This is a genomic window from Desulfoprunum benzoelyticum, assembly GCF_014201505.1.
In the GTDB taxonomy this organism is placed as follows: Bacteria; Desulfobacterota; Desulfobulbia; order Desulfobulbales; family Desulfocapsaceae; genus Desulfoprunum; species Desulfoprunum benzoelyticum.
Genome location: NZ_JACHEO010000001.1, coordinates 30,279 through 49,605 on the forward strand (window position 1 = coordinate 30,279; position 19,327 = coordinate 49,605).

Annotated in this window: 14 protein-coding genes; 8 read left to right on the plus strand and 6 right to left on the minus strand. The window is 59.8% G+C overall.

The features are described 5' to 3' along the window. Nucleotides 1-39: 39 nt before the first annotated feature. The 3 genes from HNQ81_RS00125 to HNQ81_RS00135 all read right to left on the minus strand — a co-directional run bounded on the left by HNQ81_RS00125 (nt 40) and on the right by HNQ81_RS00135 (nt 1,917). A complete protein-coding gene (locus tag HNQ81_RS00125; RefSeq protein WP_244960465.1) occupies nt 40-837 on the minus strand; it encodes a mechanosensitive ion channel family protein in 798 nt (265 codons plus the stop codon). 183 nt (nt 838-1,020) lie between these two features. After that, a complete protein-coding gene (locus HNQ81_RS17970; RefSeq protein ID WP_183347058.1) occupies nt 1,021-1,131 on the minus strand; it encodes a GNAT family protein in 111 nt (36 codons plus the stop codon). Between the two features lie 183 nt (nt 1,132-1,314). Next, entirely contained in the window at nt 1,315-1,917 is a 603-nt protein-coding gene (locus HNQ81_RS00135; protein WP_183347060.1) for a DUF3786 domain-containing protein, read from the minus strand. 968 nt (nt 1,918-2,885) lie between these two features. On the opposite strand from HNQ81_RS00135, the gene HNQ81_RS00140 reads away from it, so the two are divergent. Next, nucleotides 2,886-4,328 carry an acetyl-CoA carboxylase biotin carboxylase subunit gene (locus HNQ81_RS00140; RefSeq protein ID WP_183347062.1) on the plus strand — a complete coding sequence of 481 codons (1,443 nt, stop codon included), beginning with the start codon at nt 2,886-2,888 and terminating at the stop codon, nt 4,326-4,328. Between the two features lie 55 nt (nt 4,329-4,383). Continuing rightward, the gene (locus HNQ81_RS00145) at nt 4,384-6,291 is read left to right on the plus strand and encodes a biotin/lipoyl-containing protein (RefSeq protein WP_183347064.1); all 1,908 of its coding nucleotides are present in this window, start codon (nt 4,384-4,386) and stop codon (nt 6,289-6,291) included. A 21-nt stretch (nt 6,292-6,312) separates the two neighbouring features. Here HNQ81_RS00145 and HNQ81_RS00150 read toward each other — a convergent pair whose 3' ends face one another. Beyond that, complete coding sequence (locus HNQ81_RS00150; RefSeq protein ID WP_183347066.1) at nt 6,313-7,137, minus strand: LbetaH domain-containing protein; 825 nt, start codon at nt 7,135-7,137, stop codon at nt 6,313-6,315. Between the two features lie 407 nt (nt 7,138-7,544). On the opposite strand from HNQ81_RS00150, the gene lon reads away from it, so the two are divergent. The 5 genes from lon (at nt 7,545) to hflX (ending at nt 16,217) form a co-directional block, all read left to right on the plus strand. After that, nucleotides 7,545-9,920 (plus strand): endopeptidase La, encoded by a 2,376-nt coding sequence (lon, locus tag HNQ81_RS00155; protein ID WP_183347933.1) that lies wholly within the window; start codon nt 7,545-7,547, stop codon nt 9,918-9,920. A gap of 15 nt (nt 9,921-9,935) precedes the next feature. Beyond that, the gene (gene mltG / locus HNQ81_RS00160; protein WP_183347068.1) at nt 9,936-11,000 is read left to right on the plus strand and encodes an endolytic transglycosylase MltG; all 1,065 of its coding nucleotides are present in this window, start codon (nt 9,936-9,938) and stop codon (nt 10,998-11,000) included. Nucleotides 11,001-11,090: 90 nt separating this feature from the next. Further along, complete coding sequence (locus tag HNQ81_RS00165; protein WP_183347070.1) at nt 11,091-12,737, plus strand: NAD+ synthase; 1,647 nt, start codon at nt 11,091-11,093, stop codon at nt 12,735-12,737. 10 nt (nt 12,738-12,747) lie between these two features. Next, entirely contained in the window at nt 12,748-14,583 is a 1,836-nt protein-coding gene (locus tag HNQ81_RS00170) for a hypothetical protein (protein WP_183347072.1), read from the plus strand. Nucleotides 14,584-14,609: 26 nt separating this feature from the next. Next, nucleotides 14,610-16,217 carry a GTPase HflX gene (hflX, locus tag HNQ81_RS00175; RefSeq protein ID WP_240191558.1) on the plus strand — a complete coding sequence of 536 codons (1,608 nt, stop codon included), beginning with the start codon at nt 14,610-14,612 and terminating at the stop codon, nt 16,215-16,217. 139 nt (nt 16,218-16,356) lie between these two features. On the opposite strand, the gene HNQ81_RS00180 is transcribed toward hflX, so the two are convergent. Beyond that, nucleotides 16,357-16,533, minus strand: coding sequence for a dual CXXC motif small (seleno)protein (locus HNQ81_RS00180; protein WP_183347996.1), 177 nt, complete (start codon nt 16,531-16,533; stop codon nt 16,357-16,359). After that, nucleotides 16,530-17,084, minus strand: a complete 555-nt coding sequence (pyrE, locus tag HNQ81_RS00185) for an orotate phosphoribosyltransferase (protein WP_183347074.1) — start codon at nt 17,082-17,084, stop codon at nt 16,530-16,532. The genes HNQ81_RS00180 and pyrE overlap by 4 nt, the downstream gene beginning before the upstream one ends. Nucleotides 17,085-17,290: 206 nt before the next feature. Between pyrE and glmS the strand changes: the two genes are divergently transcribed. Then, the gene (gene glmS / locus HNQ81_RS00190) at nt 17,291-19,132 is read left to right on the plus strand and encodes a glutamine--fructose-6-phosphate transaminase (isomerizing) (RefSeq protein ID WP_183347076.1); all 1,842 of its coding nucleotides are present in this window, start codon (nt 17,291-17,293) and stop codon (nt 19,130-19,132) included. Nucleotides 19,133-19,327: the final 195 nt, after the last annotated feature.

The window sequence follows — 19,327 nt, forward strand, 5'->3', positions numbered from 1 at the left end:
TGGCAGAAAAAACCGGATGGCAGACGATGTGAAGGCCGGTCAGTCGGCCTGGTGCATATGTACATCCTGTTGCGGGAACGGAATGGATATGCCTTCGGCATCGAACCGTTTTTTGATGCTTTCCTGCGTCGCAAAGAAAACATCCCAGTAATCCCCAGTCTTGACCCAGGGACGTACGGCAAAGTTGACACTGCTGTCCGCCAGCTCCAGTACGCCGATCGTCGGGGCGGGATCCTTCAGGACGCGATCGTCTTTGGCGAGAATGTCCGCCAGAACGTTCTTCACCTTGTCGAGATCGTCTTTGTAGCTCACGCCGGCAACAATATCGACCCGCCGGATTTCCTTTGTCGTGTGGTTGACGATATTGTCACCAGCCATCTTGCCGTTCGGCACAATGATCTTCTTGTTGTCCGGCGACTTCAAATCCGTCGTGAATATCCCGATCTCCTCGACGACGCCGGCGACACCGCCTCCCTCTACGTAATCACCTACCTTGAACGGTTTGAAGATGATCATCAGGACTCCGGCGGCAAAATTGGCCAGCGAGCCCTGGAGGGCCAGGCCAACCGCCAGACCTGCCGAACCGAGGACGACGACGAACGATGCCGTCTCCACCCCAAGCTGGCTCAGTGCGGCGATAATGACAAATGCCAGGATGCCGATGTAGCACATACTTGATACAAACGATATCAGTGTTTCGTCAACACGTGCCCGTCGCATCGTTCGGCGGATGATTTCACGAATACCTTTCGCGGCAATCCGACCGATCACCAGTATGGCTATGGCGGCTATGACCTTCAGTCCATACAAGGCGATCAATTCTTGAAGTTTAAACATTACCTGTTCCATCTCCTTCCTCCTTTCTGTGATTCCTGTTCGACAACGTGAAGCTCCCCGGCGGCAATGGAGCGCAACTGAGGTGCAGTTCGAGATAATGGTGTTGCTGGCAGATTGTTGTATTTCAATTTCCGGGAAACAGACTGTAAAGCGGAGATGTGGGAAGTTGTTCGTACCACTCTTTCAAATCAGTCTGTTGATCGATGATGCGATGCTGACCTTGCGGATTCCTCTTGACGCGGCATGTTCCAACGCATGCTGAACAAGCCTGGTTCCAAAATTCCGGCGGCACATTTCAGGAAGGATTGAGAGACGTTGAAGAGAGCGAACATCGGTTCCGCCAAAACTTCGCGGTCATCCGTCGTGGCTTCTTTGACCGTTTCGAATCTATCGGCAGTCCAGCGCCAACGCGTTTCTCGTCTCCTTTTAAGAAAAGGGAGCGGGTCAGTGGTCAGGTTATTTTTTATTTTTTAATCATCACTCCTTTAAATTTATGATTTTTTTTGAGGTATATTCTCCCACATCGGCAAGTCCATCCATCGGCATGAATATGTTGGCGTTGCTTGAATAGAGGCAGGTTGCCGAAGCAGGAAAATCATCGTCTGCTTCATAAAAGATGTAGCAGAGGGCGATCTTCGGCAGTGGATAGACGGTAAAGGAGAAATCGCCTCCTGTTCCGGGGGGAGCTTTCTCCCCATTCAGTGCTTCGAGAATACTTGGCACCGACTCCTTGATCCTCGCAACATACGGCACAAGCACCTGTTCCGTGTGGGTCGTGAAAGCCCCCACATAGGGCATGCTGTCGGGGAACTCTTTGAAAGACCTGAAAGGTGCAGGAACACAGATATCGGAACAGGCATTCAAGGCATAAAGCGAGATTAAAATGCCGAATACCGAGGAGTGCTCGGTCTTGCCAAGGGTAATTCTCTTCGGCTCGATAACGCACCTTTCCCCAAAGGCAGTAAAGACAAATCGATCTCCATTCTGCTCGCCTGGAAGGTTGTTGGCGAGGCCATCAGGCAGATTACGGTACAGCCGATCAAGATTGTCCTGGACTAAGATTGCGTAATTATCAGGCATTCGTCACCACGAGGGTTTTTATCACGAAGTTCGCGCTAACAGCTCAGCACATTGATTTTTTGATACAACGAGCTTTGTTCTGGTCCGGTGAAGTGACTTGTTAAGTAATTATGCTTTTTGCTTTTATTTAATAAATGTACTTTTGGTTAGAGTGAAGTCTGTGCTTATTTCTTATGATTATCACACAGATTTTTCCAAATTACCTCATAACTCACGGCATCCCCGTGTTTAAATCTTCAATGGGCGTCAATTTCATCCCAACCATTTCCTTTAAATATATGTTCACAGAGAGGACATTTCTTCGGTCTGTTTTCAGTAATTTTTCTGTGCAGCATAGACAGTCGATTAAATCTCCTCGAAAATAACGTTTAACACGCAGTGCTGACTCTTCTGGTTAATGTTTGAACAAACCTGGGCGATGCCGATTCCATTGCTGTCTATTTGACAATTTAACCATCTTTTAAAGTGTATTATTTGACGCTTACTGATTGATTCCATGTCATATAAATATCACAAATTATCAGTTACCTTAGTATAAATTCCGGCAATTGACAAGCCGGAATGGTAAGGATTTGCTCTGTCACTTTCTGGAGCAATGCTGTTGTTATGCTGTGGTGACATTACAGGCCATGCTTGTTACATCCTGGCCGCCCCTTATTTCTGCTCGGCGCCGCCCTTGCTCAGTGGGCCGATGTCGCTGTTACCGCCGGCGCCGCCTGGTCCACCCACTGCCACCAGACCGCCACGACTCTCCGATCATATTTGCCCATGCCGGTGAACTGGTGATTTGATTCTCGGTTCTCGTTTTTCAGGATCAGTATTGCTTGCCTTGTCCATTAATTATGTTTATTCTAAAACGATAAGTTGCTCAGGCCTCGGCTGAACAGAGAGAGGCCTCGCGTTGAGTCACTCTGCGGTATTCCTCCGGGATACCGTCTCTCTTCCCTCGAACAGAAAGAGTCGCAACCTTGAAAAAACGAATCCTTGTCGCCAACAGGGGCGAAATTGCCATCCGGCTCATTCGGGCTATTCAGGAACTTGATTACGAGGCCATCGCCGTTTATGAAACACCGGACAGAAACTCGCGGCATCTGCGGATAGCCGACGAGGCGATCTGGATCGGCGACGGACCGCGAAAAGATTATCTCGATGTCGAAAAGATCATCGGCACCGCCCTGCGCTCGAATGTCTGCGCCATCCATCCCGGCTACGGTTTTCTGGCCGAGAATCCCGATCTCGCCCGGGCCTGCGAGAATGCCGGGCTGATCTTCATCGGTCCCCCCTCCAAAGTCATCGAAAACCTCGGCAGCAAGGTCATGGCCCGCCGGATCATGGCTGAGGCCGGTATCGCCATGGTGCCGGGCACCGAAAATCTCCCGTCTGGCGAGCAAGGTCTGCAGGTGGCGATGGAATTTGTCGCCAGGTATGGCTTCCCGATCATGCTCAAGGCGACTTCGGGCGGCGGCGGCCGCGGCATCCGCCGGATCGAGAATGAGCACGAACTGCGGGAGCAGTACCCGATCGCCCGGGCCGAGGCCAAGGCAGCCTTCAACGACGATTCGGTGTATCTCGAAAAGGTTGTGGTCAATCCGCGCCATGTCGAGGTCCAGATCCTGGCCGACCGCGCCGGCAATACCGTCCATCTCGGCACCCGTGACTGCTCGATCCAGCGGCGCAACCAGAAACTGGTTGAGATCGCCCCGGCCTTCCAGATCAGCGAGGAACTGCGGGAGGAGATCAGCCAGACGGCGGTCAAGGCCGCCAAGGCCTCGGGCTATTTCAACGCCGGCACCGTCGAATTTCTGCTCGACAGCGACAACAACTATTATTTCATGGAGATCAACACCCGCCTGCAGGTCGAGCATACCGTCACCGAGATGGTCACCGGCATCGATATCGTCCGCAGCCAGATCAGACTGGCCATGGGCCATAACCTCCACGTCCGGCAGGAGGAAATCAGGACCCGCGGCCACGCCATCGAGATGCGGATCAATGCCGAAGATCCGCAGAACAACTTTATGCCGGAAGGCGGCAAGACCATCAGCGTCTATCGCTCGCCCGGCGGCTACGGGGTCCGTCTCGACGGCTTCTGCTACCAGGGGTTCACCATTCCCGAGGTCTATGACTCGCTGCTGGTCAAGCTCACCGTTTTCGGCTGGTCATGGGAGGAAACGGTCGACCGCCTGCGCCGCTGTCTCACCAACTACGTCATCACCGGGCCGAAGACAACGATTCCGTTCTACCTGAATCTGGTCAACGATCCCGATTTCCAGCAGGGTGTTTTCGATACCTCGTACCTGGAGACCCATGAACACCTGTTCGAGTACAAGGAAGACAACTCCGAGATCAACAAGCTGGCGCGGCTGATTGCCGAGATCCATAACCGGGGCGAGAACCGTTACGCCAAATGAGGCGGCGATTCTCTTGAATCATCGTTTTTCCGCAAAGAATTCTACGGACACCATTATGACCCGAATCGTTCAGAACACCGATGCTGCCACCGTCATCGCCACCCTGCGTCAGGCCGACGGCTATTATGTCACCAATACGGCCCGGGATCTGTCCCAGGCCGACTTCAAGAACCGTATCCTGCTCCATACCGACCTGATGGCGGCCAAGGGACGGGAGGCGGCCGGCTATTTTTCGCTCGAGATCACCGGTGGGGCCTCGGTCCATGTCGACATGCTGCGCAAGCAGGTCGACCCCTTTCTCAAGCTCGAACTGCTGCGCAAGGCGATGCCGAAGACGATGTTTCAGACCCTGTGCCGCGGCACCAATCTCTTCGGCTACCGCCCCTACCCGCAAAACGTCATCCGCCTGACCGTGCGGGAGTTCGCCAAATACGTCGACGTCTGGCGGACCTTCGATTTTCTCAACCACGTTCCGAACATGCAGGCGGTGTTTGAAGAGGTGGCGCTGGCCGGCAAGATCAACGAACCCAGCATCTGCTTTTCCACCGGCCCCGAGCACACGAACGCCTACTATGTCGGCAAGGTCGGCGAGATCCTGGCCGTCACCGGCAGCGATGTCATCCTCTGCATCAAGAATCATGGCGGCCTGGGGACGCCGCAGCGGATCGGCGAACTGGTCGATGCCCTGAAACAGACCTACCCCGACCTGGTGATCCACTATCACGGCCACAATACCGACGGCAACGAGATCGGCCGGATCGTCGAGGCGGTGCTGCACGGCGCCAAAATCGTCGATGCCTCCGACCATGCCTTGACAGGATTCTACGGTCCGCCGCCGGTGCTTACCGTCATCCAGACCCTGAACGGGTACGGCAAGACCGCCGTCGGTATGAGCGAGGAGGCGGTGATCGAGACCTCCGACACCATCCGTGACCAACGCCGCTACTATGCCCAGTTCGAGGCTCAGATCAAGGGCTTCCAGCCGACCGTGCAGATCCATAAACTCCCTGGCGGGGCGATGGGCTCAAGCCTCGAGCAGGCGGACAAGGGCGGCTTTCTCGACCGGATGCCCGATATCCTCCACAAGGAACTGCCGCGGGTGCAGAAGGATCTCGGCAACTACTGGAGTGTCACCCCCGGCTCGCAGATCCTGTGGACGACGGCGGTCTCCAATGTCCTCGACGGGGAACGCTACGCCAACCCTTCCGGCGATCTGAAGAACCTCCTGCTCGGCAAGTACGGCCCCTTCCCGTTCTACAAGCCGGCCGACTGGATCTACAAGAAGGCCTTCGGTCCCGACTGGAAAAAAATACTCGAGGCCGAGGAGGGGATGCCGGGCATCGAGGATGTCGATCTCGATCAGGAGCGGGCGGCGTTGACGGAAAAACTGGGAATGGAACCGACCGAGCAGCAGCTCGTCCTCTATCTCCAGCACCCCAACGACGCCGTCGATTTCTTCAAGTTCGAGGAGAATTTCGGTAAGGCCTATGTCCTGCCGCCGGCAATCTTTTTCCGGGAAGGAAGCTTCGCGCTCGGTGAAAAATTGACGTTCAAGGATCATTTCGGCAAAGAGCACGTCGTCGAGATCGGCCCGACCCAGAAGACCGAACTGGGTGAGACCAACGTCTACCTCAACGTCGACCACGACCAGCGGCTCTATCTCTTTGAACCGGAACTCCAGGCCGGAATCCAGGCCGAGGTCAAGCTGACGAAAGAGGAGATTGCCGCCCTGGCGACTGAAGGGGATGTACGGGCTCCCTTTGCCGGCACCATCTGTGACGTCAGCGTCGAGATCGGCGACGAGGTGGGCGTCGGCGATCAGCTGGCGGTGATCGAGGCGATGAAGATGCAGACGCCGATTCTCAGCGAGGTCGCCGGAGTCGTCAATGCCGTTTCGGCCAAGATCGGTACGATGCTGCAGGCGGGCGACAGGATCTTCAAGATCGATCGCTTCGAAGACTGACCCTGTGATCCTGCCGGCCTGTCACCCCGATCTTCTGTAAGATTTGGGGGAAATCAGGGTCCCTTCGCTATGGTAGCCGGAGGGCGCGGTGGTGTTCGGCATCAGCACGCAGTTCCTGCCGAGGATCGTGCCGGGGTTGGTGACCGAGTTGCAGCCGGTCTGGGTGTTGTCGCCGAGGATGGCGCCGAGCTTGCGTCGCCCGGTGTCGATCCGCTCGCCGTTGATTCGGAGGGTCACGTTGCCGGTCAGGAACCGGAGGTTGGCGAATTTGGTGCCGGCGCCGAGGTTGGCGCCGGCGCCGAGGATCGAGTCGCCGAGGTAGGCGAAATGGCCGGCCTTGGCGTCGTCGAGGAAGATGCTGTGCTTGACCTCCGTCGCATGGCCGAGTATGCAGCGGCGTCCGGCGAGACAATAGCCCCTGAGGTAGGCCCCCTGCCGGACCTCGCTCATCTCGCCGATGATCGCCGGCGCCTTGATCATCGCCCCGCTCTCCACCAGAACTCCCCCTCCGAACTCGATTTCCCGCCCGAGCAGTACCGCTCCGGCCATGATCACCGTCGCCCCTGCGAGAATTTCCCCGCTGTCCCTGACGATCAAACCGCCCTTGGTCGTATCGCCGTAATGGATCTGCAGCCCGTCGGCGGCAAGGACCCTGCCGCCATGCAGGACGACCGTCGCCGCGAGAGGCACGCCCTGCGGCAGCAGCGGATCTTCGGGCAGAGTGTATGGAAAATCGTTCATGTACCGTTTGAGACCGTTGAGCGCGGTCCAGACATAGGCGCCATCGACGAACAGTTGCGGGTGCCCGAATGACGACAGGTCAAAGAAGGTTGCGGCGGTCAGCATTGTATTTCCATCGGTTGGTATGTCATTGCAGAACAAGGCCTGGAGGATACTGTCACTATGGTGGATAAATGGCAACAGTTCAACGGAAATCGGCTCGTCGCGGTCAGGCCGGGAGGAAACGCCGGCAGAGCGCATTCTCGTGGCGGTCGGATGGCCGGGGCTTCGGCATAATGAAAAATCCGGTGATTTTCCGGGGCATTCGGCAGGCCAAGACTTGACTTCGGCGAAGTCATGTTTAGTCTTTCACAGGTTTCTGGATTAATGATGTTTATAGTGTACTTTATGAGCGTGAATGGTCAGGGCAGGCCTCCGCATGGCCTTCCCTGCAACAGAAGGGGCAGGGCGTAATCCGCCCCACAGTCCTGTCGGAGGTATGTGTGGAATTTAATGATGCGCTGAGCATTGGAATGGACGATTTCTCCAACAACGAGGAGATGGAGATCCCCGAAGTGCTGCCGATGATGGCGGTGCGGGACGTGGTGGTCTTCAATTATATGATCATCCCGTTGTTTGTCGGCCGTCCGGGATCGGTCGAGGCGGTCAACGAGGCCCTCGGATCCAACAAGCTCTTGATGCTGGTGACCCAGAAGGATGCGACGAAGGACAACCCGGGCAAGGAGGACCTCTATTCCGTCGGTATGGTCTGCATGGTGATGCGGACCTTGAAACTGCCGGACGGCAGGCTGAAGGTCCTGGTTCAGGCGATGTCCAAGGCGAGGATCAAGGACTACGTGCGGACCGATCCTTTCTACCAGGTGACGGTCGAAGTCATCGAGGAACCCGAGGTCCAGGAGATCACCGTCGAGATCGAGGCGCTGATGCGGACCGTGCGCGAGCAGACCGAGAAGATCATGTCGCTGCGCGGCATCCTCTCCGCCGACCTGATGATGATCATCAACAACATAGAAGACCCCGGCCGCCTCGCCGACCTTGTCGGTTCGAACCTGCGGCTGAAGATCGTCGAGTCCCAGTCGATCCTCGAGGAGACTGACCCGGTCAAGCGGCTCAGGCTGGTCAACGACCTGCTGTCCAAGGAGCTCGAGGTCTCGACCGTCCAGGCGAAGATCCAGAATGACGCCAAGGAGGAGATGAGCAAGTCGCAGCGCGAGTATTTCCTGCGCGAGCAGCTCCATGCCCTGCAGAAGGAACTGGGCGACACCGACGACAGGATCCAGGAGATCGAGGACCTCGAACGCAAGCTGCGGCGGACCAAGATGCCGAAAGATGTCCGCAAGGAGGCCAAAAAGCAGCTCAGCCGCATGGAGATGATGCACCCCGATTCATCCGAGGCGACGATCATCAGGACCTATATCGACTGGATCCTCGACGTTCCGTGGCTGAAAGGGACGACCGACCGGCTTGACCTCAAGGAGGCGAAGGAGGTCCTCGACAACGACCATTACGGCCTCGACAAGGTCAAGGAGCGGATCCTTGAATACCTGGCGGTGCGCAAGCTCAACGCCTCCACCAAGGGACCGATCCTCTGTTTTGTCGGCCCCCCCGGTGTCGGCAAGACCTCGCTGGGGCAGTCTATCGCCCGGGCAATGGGCCGCAAGTTCCACCGTATTTCGCTGGGCGGCATGCGTGACGAGGCCGAGATCCGCGGCCATCGCCGCACCTATATCGGGGCGATGCCCGGCCGCATCGTCCAGGGCCTGAAGACGGTGGCGTCGAACAATCCGGTGTTCATGATGGACGAGATCGACAAGATCGGCTCCGATTACCGCGGCGATCCCTCCTCGGCCCTGCTCGAGGTCCTCGATCCGGAACAGAACTTCGAGTTTTCCGATCATTATCTCAACCTGCCGCTTGACCTGTCGAAGGTCATGTTCATCACCACCGCCAACATGACCGACACCATCCCCGGGCCGCTGAAGGACCGGATGGAGGTCATTCGCCTGTCCGGCTACGCCCTGGAGGAAAAGATCGTCATCGCCCGCAAGTACCTGCTGCCGCGGCAGATCAAGGAAAACGGCATCAAGCCCGCCCATCTCCGGCTGACGGACGAGACCATCGAGTACATTATCAGTCATTACACCCACGAGGCGGGACTGCGGAATCTCGAGCGGGAGATCGGCAAGGTCTGCCGCAAGATCGCCCTCAAAATCGCCGAAGGCGGGAAGGGTCCCTATACGATCAATGCGACGACCCTCGACCGGTATCTCGGGCCGCCCAAGAGCCTGCCCGAGGCCGAACGCGAGCAGCTCGATCAGCCCGGACTGGTCACCGGTCTGGCCTGGACCGAGGTCGGCGGCGAATTGCTGCAGATCGAGGTCAACCTGATGCCGGGCAAGGGCAAGCTGACACTCACCGGCCAGCTCGGCGATGTCATGAAGGAATCGGCGCAGGCGGCGCTGACCTACTGCCGCAGCCGGTCGGAAGAACTCGGAGTCGACGCGGGATTTTTCGAAAAGAACGATATCCATATCCATGTGCCCGCCGGCGCCATCCCGAAAGACGGTCCGTCGGCCGGGATCTCGATGGCCACCGCCCTCTATTCGGCGATTACCGGCAAGAAGGTCATCAAGCGGCTGGCGATGACCGGGGAAGTGACCCTGCGCGGCCGCGTCCTGCCGATCGGCGGATTGAAGGAGAAGGCCCTGGCCGCCCTGCGGGCCGATTTCGACAAGGTCATCATCCCCGAGCTCAACAAGAAGGACCTGGTGGAAATCCCGCAGAACATCAGGGACAAGATGCACTTCTATCCGGTCAAGGACATGGATGAAGTCGTCCGCATCGCCCTGGGCAAAACGGCAAAGGCCGGCGGCCGCAAAGAACAATAAAGGGTAGTTTCCGCAGTGGTCGAATCCGCACCGAACCCGTCGCCATCATCGTCATCATCGCCATCAAGGGCAGTCTTAAAGGCTGCCCTTTTCCTTTGCGGCTGCTGTCTGCTGGCCGCCGGTTGGCTTGCCGTCTATGCGTTCTCTCCCGGTCCTTCCACTGTGGAAGGATCGGCGGTCGTGACGATCGCCCGGGGCACGCCGCTGAAGGAGATGTCGAAGGTCCTCGCCGGGGCGGGTTTGGTGGAGGAAGATGTCCGCTTCGCGGTCCTCGCCAGGCTCCTCGGCTACTCCGGCCGGATCAGGGCCGGAGAGTTCAAGCTGGCAACCGGGATGAATCCGCTGCAGGTTCTCAGGCAGTTGGTTGCGGCCCGACCCGTCCAGCACTCGGTGACGATCCCGGAAGGCCTGCGGGTGCACGAGATCGGCCGTATTTTCGCCCATGGGGGGTGGTGCGACGAGGAGCAGTTCCGGCAGCTGGCCCATGACAAGGCCTTCGTGACGGGTCTCGGCTTCGGCGACCTCGACAGCCTCGAGGGCTACCTCTTCCCCGACACCTATCATCTCACCCGGGATATTCATGGGGCCGAGGAACTGATCATCATGATGACCCGACGGTTCCGGGAGGTCTGGACTGAGGTAGCCCCGGCGCCTGCCGCCACAGCCAGGCAGCATGAGGTCGTGATCCTGGCCTCGATCGTCGAGAAGGAAACAGGGCGGGGCGAAGAGCGGGCAGTCATCGCCGGCGTCTTTCACAATCGGTTGAAGAGCGGGATGCGGCTCCAGTCCGATCCCACGGTGATCTACGGGATCGCCGGTTTCTCCGGCAATATCACCAAAAAACACCTGCAGACACCTTCACGGTACAATACCTACACCCTGACCGGCCTGCCGGCGGGACCGATCAGCAATCCGGGCCGGTCGGCGCTCGAGGCGGCGCTGCATCCGGCCGCCACCGACTATCTCTATTTCGTCGGCAGAAACGACGGAACCCACCAGTTTTCGCGGACCCTGGAAGAGCATAACCAGGCCGTGCGCAAATACCAGCGGAAAAAGCCGGAAAAAAACGGTAAAGGTTGAAAGGGAACCCGCCTCGTCAAGGCGATACATACTATTGTCGGCCTGGATCATAGTGCATTCACAGCTTTCAGGTCAGGAGAAGAACCAAAGGTGAAAATAGCCCTGATACAGATCAACCCGGTCATCGGCGATTTCCCGGCCAACAGCCGGAAAATCGTGGAACGCGTCGACGAGGCCCGCGACCGGGGATGCCGCCTGGCAATCCTGCCGGAACTGGTTCTGCCGGGCTATCCGCCGCAGGACCTTCTCGAACGCGACTCCTTCCTCGCCGATCATGACCAGGCCCTGGCCCGGCTGATGGCCGAACTACCCGATATCGACGTACTGTTCGGCTCCATCGTCCGGCGGGAGGGGGGAAAGGGGAAACGGTTGTACAACTCCGCCGTTGCGGTGCGTGGCGGCAGGATCGTCTTTCGTGCCGACAAACGGTTGCTGCCGTCCTATGATGTCTTCGATGAGACCCGCTATTTCGCGTCCGGCGCCATGCCCGGACTGTACCGGGTCGACGATCTCTGTTTCGCCGTCACGGTGTGTGAGGACGTGTGGCAGCACGAGATCGGCGAATACCGGACCCAGCCGGTCGACGAACTGTTCGCCGCCGCCGCTGCCCGCGGCGAAACAATCGATGCGGTCATCAACATCTCGGCCTCGCCGTTCCAACGCAACAAGGAACAGACGCGGAAGGCCATCTTCGCCGAGATCTGCCGCACCTGCCAGGTCCCCTTCCTGTATGCCAACCAGGTCGGCGGCCAGGATTCCCTGCTGTTCGACGGCCGCAGCCATGCGCTGGATCGCGACGGCCGCACGATCTGCCAGGCCCTGGGCTGGTCCGAAGACCTGGTAGTCGTCGACAGCGCCGACTGGCGGGGAGAAAAGCATGCCCCGGCCGCAGTCGAGGAACTGGCCTCGGTTTATGACGGTCTGGTCATGGGGGTCAGGGATTATGTCCGCAAGTGTGGTTTTTCCGCTGTCGTCCTCGGTCTGTCCGGGGGCATCGATTCGGCCCTGACCGCCGCGATCGCCGCTGCCGCCCTGGGTCCGGAAAATGTCCTCGGGGTGGCGATGCCGTCGGTCTACAGTGCCGAAGAGTCCCTGGCCGACGCCCGTCTGCTCTCGCAGCATCTCGGCTGCCGCTTCGAAGTGATCCCGATCAAGGGCCTGTTCGATACCTTCCAACAGACGCTGGCACCGTTGTTTGCCGGGCGGCCCGAGGATCTGACCGAACAGAATCTGCAGGCCAGGATCCGCGGCAACCTGCTGATGGCCCTGTCCAACAAGTTCGGCCGGCTGCTGCTGACCACCGGCAACAAGAGCGAGATGGCGGTCGGCTACTGCACCCTGTACGGCGACATGAGCGGCGGCCTGGCGGTGATCTCCGACGTGCCGAAACAGCTGGTGTACGAGTTGGCCGGATATGTCAACCGGGAGCGGGAGATCATCCCCACCCGGACGATCGTCCGGGCGCCGACCGCGGAGCTGAAGGCCGACCAGCGTGACCAGGATGACCTGCCGCCCTACGAGATCCTTGATCAGATCCTGGAAATGCACCTGGAGAAAGGACTTTCCCTGGCCGACATCGTCGCGCAGGGCTTCGACGAGGCCATGGTGCGGGACATCCTGCGCCGGATCCGGATCAACGAGTACAAACGCAAACAGGCGCCGATGGGGCTCAAGGTGACGAGCAAGGCCTTCGGCTACGGCCGGCGCTATCCCAACGTCCAGAATTACCGCGAGTAGGTGAGAGGCGATGGAAGAGGGGAGGAGGAGCAGACGCAGGATCCTGGTGCCGGCCGTGAGCCTGGTCCTGGTCGTCATCGCCAGCACCTGGCTGATCGTGCGCGAAACCCGGCTCAAACGCCCGCCGCAGCTGATGACGACCCTGGCCGGCAATATCGATATGTGCCTGTCCTGCCACCAGGACGTCAAGCTCGATCCCGCTCACGATCCGATGGTCATCGGCTGCGCTCCCTGTCATCTCGGCAATCCGCTGGCGGTGACCGAAAAAGCGGCCCACAAGGGCATGGTGATCAACCCCGGCGACCTCCGCGTCGTCGAACAGACCTGCGCGGTCGAAGGCTGCCACCCGACGGATGCCCACAAGGTCAAGAACTCGCTGATGGCCACCAACCGCGGCATCCTCGGCACCCTGCTCTACTACTGGGGGGAAGCCTCGAGCCAGGATACCGATCTGACCGTCGAACAGCTGCTGCAGTCCGGCCAGACCTCGCTCGCCCTCGACTACTTCCGCAAACTGTGCGCGACCTGCCATCTGTGGAAGCAGAAGAACGACCTGCCCGGCGAGGCGGCCTTTTTCAACGACAAGGGCGGCGGCTGTTCCGCCTGCCATTTCCAGAACCCGCCGGAGGTCCCCGTTGTCGATATCCGCTATTCCGGTGACGACATGGCGCCGCCCCCGGCCGGCGACAAGAAGAAACCCCACCCCCTGATACAGAAGACGATCGCCAGCGACACCTGCATCCGCTGCCACAACCGCTCTGGGCGGATCGGCCTGTCCTATATCGGCCTGTTCGAATCGGAGGGCTACGGCACCCCGTACGAGCAGGGGGGAATGACGAAGAAGCAGCTGCCGGGGGCGCGATTCTATCTCGAGATCGCCGATGACATCCATCACGCCCGGGGCATGGAGTGCATCGATTGCCACACCCGCAATGAGATCATGGGCGACGGCACCAGCTATGCCCATTACGAGGAGCAACTGGAAATCTCCTGCCAAATCTGCCATGGGTCCCAGCCGTTGCCGACGAGGAAAGGCGAACCGCTCAACAATATTGAAAAGACCGAGGAGGGGTGGCGACTCAAGGGTAAGGTCGATGGCCGGCTGCGGCCGCTCAAACCGCTGCGCGAGGGAGTCTGCAACTACAGTGGCCACAGGCGGGTCGGCTGTGAGGCCTGCCATTCGACCTGGGTGCCGCAGTGCTACGGCTGCCATGCCAAACGCGATGCGCGGGGCAGGCATCTCGACAAGCTGACGCTGGAGGAGACCGAGGGGTTGTGGGAAGAGGGGCGGTCCTATATCCGCTATGAACGGCCGATGCTGGCGGTGTGGAAGGACGAGGTCGTGATCGTCACCCCCGGCTGCCAGGACATCGTCACCGTGATCGGCAAGGAGGGCAAGATCGATGAGGCCTTCAACCGCTTCACGATGGCGGCGATCAATCCCCACACCACCCAGGCGAAGGGGCGGGGTTGCGCCGACTGCCACGCCTCACCGAAAGCCGTCGGTCTTGGCGAGGGGACGGTCTCGGTGAAGGACGGCCGGCTCGTCTTTGCCGGCATCGATCAGGGGGTGGACACGGCGGCCGGTCGCACCGTGCCGTTCGACGCCTATGTCCGGATCGACGGGACGCCGCTGCAACTGGGGTCGCGGCCGGATCTGCGACCCTTCAACGGAGAGGAACTGCGCCGCATCCTGAGGGTCGGCTTCTGTGTCGGCTGCCATGACGAAACTGATACCAGGGTCTGGAACAATTACTCGGCGAAGACGGTCTGCCGGCGGCCGGGGGCCGAAACGGACCTGCAGCTGCCCGGACCATCAGTGCTAGAACAGGAGGTAACGCCATAGCCAATCTCACCGGAAACCTTGATGGGTTGAAGAAGAACCAGCTCCGGCTGCTCGAACGGCTGGCGGGGAAGAAGAGCCACCGTGACCTGATAATCTCCCCGGAGATCGCCAGGACCCTGTGCGAACTGTCGTTCCAGATCAATCGCCAGATCGGGTTGCTGATTCATCGCTCGGGACAGATCGAGATGGTGATCGTCGGCACCTTTTCCGGCCTGATGATCCCCCAGCTCAACGCGATCCGCACCGCCGGCGGGCGCCTGCGGGGGCTGCGTCTGGTCCACACCCATCCGGGCGGCGAGGACATCAGCGACGACGACTTGATGGACCTGCTCTTCCTCCGCCTCGATCTGCTGTCGGTCCTCAAGATCACCGCCGACGGGCTGCCGGAGCGGCTGTATTCGGTGCATCTGCTGCCGGCGGACACCGCCGGTCGAGGCTGGACCTTCCTGCCGCCGGTCCATCCGGCCAACCAGAAAGAGTCGTTCGAAGACCTGATCAACGCCCTCGAGGGTGAATTCACCCGGCTGCAACGGGCGCGCACGATCGAACGGCGGGAGGATCGGGCGATCCTGGTCAGCGTTAGCGCCGAAGCGAAGATCGTCGCCGAGGAGTCGCTGGGCGAGCTGGTAGAGCTGGCCCGGTCCGACAACATCGAGGTCCTGCATACCGTGCTCCAGCGGCAGCGCCATCTCAACCCGCGGCTGATCGTCGGCAAAGGCAAACTGGCCGAGATCATGATCCGGGCCCTGCAGCTCGACGCCAACCTCCTGATCTTCGACCAGGAACTGAACCCCTCGCAGATCCGGTCGATCACCGATTTCACCGATCTCCGGGTCATCGACCGCACCCAGTTGATCCTCGACATCTTCGCCCATCGGGCTATGAGCCGGGAAGGAAAACTGCAGGTGGAGATGGCCCAGCTGAAGTACATGCTGCCGCGCCTCTCCACCCGCGACGATGCCCTGTCGCGGCTGACCGGCGGTATCGGCGCCAGGGGGCCGGGGGAGACGCGGCTCGAGATCGACCGCCGCCGCATCAGCGACCGCCTGGCCCGGCTAAGCGGTGAGCTGAAGGCGATCGCCAGCGAACGCTATCGCCGCCGCTCCAAACGGCGGAAGAAGGATCTGCCGGTGATCTCGCTCGTCGGCTACACCAACGCCGGCAAGTCGACCCTGCTCAACACCCTGACGCACAGCGACATCGTCGCCGAGGACAAACTGTTCGCCACCCTCGATCCGACCAGCCGCCGGCTGCGGTTTCCGACCGAGATGGAGGTCATCATCACCGATACGGTCGGTTTCATCCGCCACCTCCCGGATACCCTCCTCCAGGCCTTCAAGGCGACCCTCGAGGAACTGCAGGAGGCCGACCTGCTGGTCCATGTCATCGATCTGTCGAACCCAGCCTACCGGGAGCAGATGGCCGTGGTCGACAAGCTGCTCAATGAACTCGAGCTCGGCGACATCCCCTGCCTGCGGGTGTTCAACAAGATCGACAAGGCCCCGTATCCGGTGCAGGCGCGGGCCGAGGCGGAAAAGGAGGGGGTGGTGATCAGCGCCATCGATCCTGGAACCCTGGCGCCGTTTCTCGAGCGGGCGGAGCGGATGATGGGCAAGGCCCTTGCGCCGATGTGAAGAAAGACCGGCATGGAACGGCGGGCCTTTGACAACGGCCCGGTTCGTAGGGGAATTCGCCGCCTCGTCGCCGCTGACACAGATCTGCAAGGATCAGCTTTCTGCGGCAGCGGTGGGGCAGGGGTGATGGGGATGGCCTTCAGTCGTAGATGATGGCCGTGTATTTCTCCAGAATCTCTTCGGTCTCCCGGTCCAGGTCGCCGGCCACCTCATGGATCTGGTATTCCTGCTTGCAGCCGGTGCAGCGCATCCGCACCCGCCGGCACATCCGATGCACCTCCAGTTTTGCCGAACACTTCTTGCATTTCATCGTCATGGCGCCAGCAGTTCCGTGCGGGTGAATATCGATTTGAGCCGGTAGCCGGCCCTGGCCAGCTCTTTGACTCCGCCTTCCTCACGCTCGACGACGGTGGCGACCAGACCGACCTTGAATCCCTGGGCCTCGACGCGCTCGATGACCTTGAGCAGGGTGCCGCCGGTCGTGACCACGTCTTCGATCAGGGCGACGGTGCAGCCTGCCGCCATGTTCTTCAGCCCCTCGATGTAGTTGCCGGTGCCATGGCCCTTGGCCTCCTTGCGGACGATGAAGGCGGGAATCGGCGCCTGCTCCAGATAACTGACGATCGAGACGGCGGTCACCAGGGGATCGGCGCCCAGCGTCATCCCGCCGACGGCCTGGATCGGTGTTTTCTCCTCTTTGATCAGGGCGAAGAGGAGCTTGCCGCAGAGATAGGCCCCCTCTGCCGACAGGGTCGTCTGCTTGCCGTCGATATAGAAGTCGGAGGTCTTGCCGGAGGTCAGGGTGAAGGTCCCCTGACGGTAGGATTTTTCCAGCAGGATCGCTTTCAGTCGCTGTCGTTCATTCATGGGGATGTCAACCTGAGGGGAGGATTTTGTTGCGGTCATCGCAAAATCAACGGTCTTTGATTTTACTTAAATAGGACCGGAGAGAAAAGAAAAAACTCGCGTTGCCGGAAAATAGCATGGTATTCTCAATTTTTACCTGTCAGTTATCGGACTGATGGCAGAGCGTCCCTTTGTTCATCGTTTCCATCCTTTGGTGAGGAGAGTCTATGTGCGGCATCGTTGGTTATATCGGGCCCCGGCGGGTGGTGCCGGTGCTTCTGGAAGGCCTCAGGCGTCTTGAGTACCGGGGCTATGATTCCGCCGGCGTGGTCTATCTTGAAAACGGAGAATTGACCAAGTACCGCTGTCAGGGCAAACTTTTCAATCTCGAAACGCTGATCGACGATGCGATCGTGGCTCCTTCCCATATCGGTCTCGGTCACACCCGCTGGGCGACGCACGGGGCGCCGACGACGGCCAACGCCCATCCGCACAGTGATTGCACCGGCAGGCTGGTCGTGGTCCATAACGGCATCATCGAAAATTACCATTCGCTGCGCGAGGAACTGAAGGCCAAGGGGCACCGGTTCAGCTCCGAGACCGATACCGAGGTCCTGGCCCATCTTATCGAGGACTGTCTGGAGGATGATCTCCCCACCGCCGTCCGCACGGCCCTGCCGCGGGTCGAGGGGTCGTATGCCCTGGGGGTGCTGTGGGCCAACCAACCCGACCAGCTTGTTGCCGCCCGCAACCAGAGTCCGCTGGTGCTCGGCATCAGCGCGGAGGAGGGGTCTTTTCTCGCCTCCGATATCCCGGCGCTGCTGCCCTTCACCAACCAGGTCGTGTTCCTGGAGGACATGGAGATGGCGGTGCTCACCAGCGGGGGCCGGGATATCTACTCGCTGACCACCGGGGAGCCTGTCACCCGCCTGCCCCAGACCATTCTCTGGAATGCGGCGATGGCCGAGAAGGCCGGGTTCAAACACTTCATGCTGAAGGAGATCTTCGAACAGCCGCAGGCGATCACCAACACCGTCAGTGGCCGGGTGAACCCGGAGACCGGGGAGGTCAGCCTTGCCGAGATCAATCTGTCGGCACAGGAGTGCCGCAACATCGACCGCATCTTCCTCGTCGCCTGCGGCACCTCCTGGCACGCCGCCCTGGTTGCCAAATACTGGATCGAGCGGCATGCGAAGATCCCGGTGGAGGTCGATATCGCCTCGGAATTCCGCTATCGTCATCTGCTCATCGACGAACGGGTGTTGACGATCACGATCTCCCAATCCGGCGAGACCGCCGACACGCTGGCCGGGATGCGGATCGCCAGGAAGATGGGATCGAAGGCGATCACGATCTGCAACGTCGTCGGTTCGACGATGACCCGGGAGGCCGACGGGACCGTCTACACCCACGCCGGGCCGGAGATCGGGGTGGCTTCGACCAAGGCCTTCACCTCCCAGCTGGCGGCCCTCTTCCTGTTCACCATTTTTCTCGGCCGACACAGAGGAACGATTGACCTGGCGAAGCAGCAGGAACTGGCCCAGGCCCTGATCGGTATCCCGGCGATCATCGAACACCATCTGCCAAAGATTCAGGAGCAGGTCGGCGCCTTGATCGAAGGTTACTACGATTGCCGTGATTTCCTCTTTGTCGGCCGTGGACTGTCGTACCCGATCGCCCTCGAAGGCGCGCTGAAACTGAAGGAAATCTCCTATATCCATGCCGAGGGGTACGCCTCCGGCGAACTCAAGCACGGGCCGATCGCCCTGATCGACAAGGAGATGCCGATCGTGGCGATGGTGCCGCAGGACAAGGTGTACCACAAGACGATTTCCAACATCGAGGAGATCAAGGCCCGCCAGGGGCGGCTGATCCTCATCGGCAGCGAAGGCGACAGCCACCTGTTGACAATCACCGACGATGTCGTGTGGCTGCCGAAAATCCACGAGGATATGAACCCCATCCTCTACACCATTCCGGCCCAGCTGCTGGCGTATGAGATCGCCACTCGCCGCGGCTGCGACGTCGATCAGCCCCGCAATCTGGCAAAGAGCGTGACGGTGGAGTGAGCCGCTTGCCCCACCTGCCGCCACCTCCGCCGGGACTGCCTGCGCTCCTGCAGGCAGTCCCGGATCCGCAGGCGGGATAGGATCACTCGCCGTGTTGACACACTGATCAGCCCCCCCGCAACGTTCCGTCTTTGTCTGCACATCATTTTTTCCCCTGTCATTTTTCCGGCCAATCTGCGGGAATCGTTGTCACGG

Bases quoted from the DNA above. Each gene is read 5' to 3' on its own strand.
- HNQ81_RS00125 (WP_244960465.1), bottom strand. From the start codon at position 837: ATGTTTAAACTTCAAGAATTGATCGCCTTGTATGGACTGAAGGTCATA.
- HNQ81_RS17970 (WP_183347058.1), bottom strand. From the start codon at position 1,131: ATGTGCCGCCGGAATTTTGGAACCAGGCTTGTTCAGCATGCGTTGGAA.
- HNQ81_RS00135 (WP_183347060.1), bottom strand. From the start codon at position 1,917: ATGCCTGATAATTACGCAATCTTAGTCCAGGACAATCTTGATCGGCTG.
- HNQ81_RS00145 (WP_183347064.1), top strand. From the start codon at position 4,384: ATGACCCGAATCGTTCAGAACACCGATGCTGCCACCGTCATCGCCACC.
- HNQ81_RS00150 (WP_183347066.1), bottom strand. From the start codon at position 7,137: ATGCTGACCGCCGCAACCTTCTTTGACCTGTCGTCATTCGGGCACCCG.
- lon (WP_183347933.1), top strand. From the start codon at position 7,545: ATGGACGATTTCTCCAACAACGAGGAGATGGAGATCCCCGAAGTGCTG.
- HNQ81_RS00170 (WP_183347072.1), top strand. From the start codon at position 12,748: ATGGAAGAGGGGAGGAGGAGCAGACGCAGGATCCTGGTGCCGGCCGTG.
- HNQ81_RS00180 (WP_183347996.1), bottom strand. From the start codon at position 16,533: ATGACGATGAAATGCAAGAAGTGTTCGGCAAAACTGGAGGTGCATCGG.
- pyrE (WP_183347074.1), bottom strand. From the start codon at position 17,084: ATGAATGAACGACAGCGACTGAAAGCGATCCTGCTGGAAAAATCCTAC.
- glmS (WP_183347076.1), top strand. From the start codon at position 17,291: ATGTGCGGCATCGTTGGTTATATCGGGCCCCGGCGGGTGGTGCCGGTG.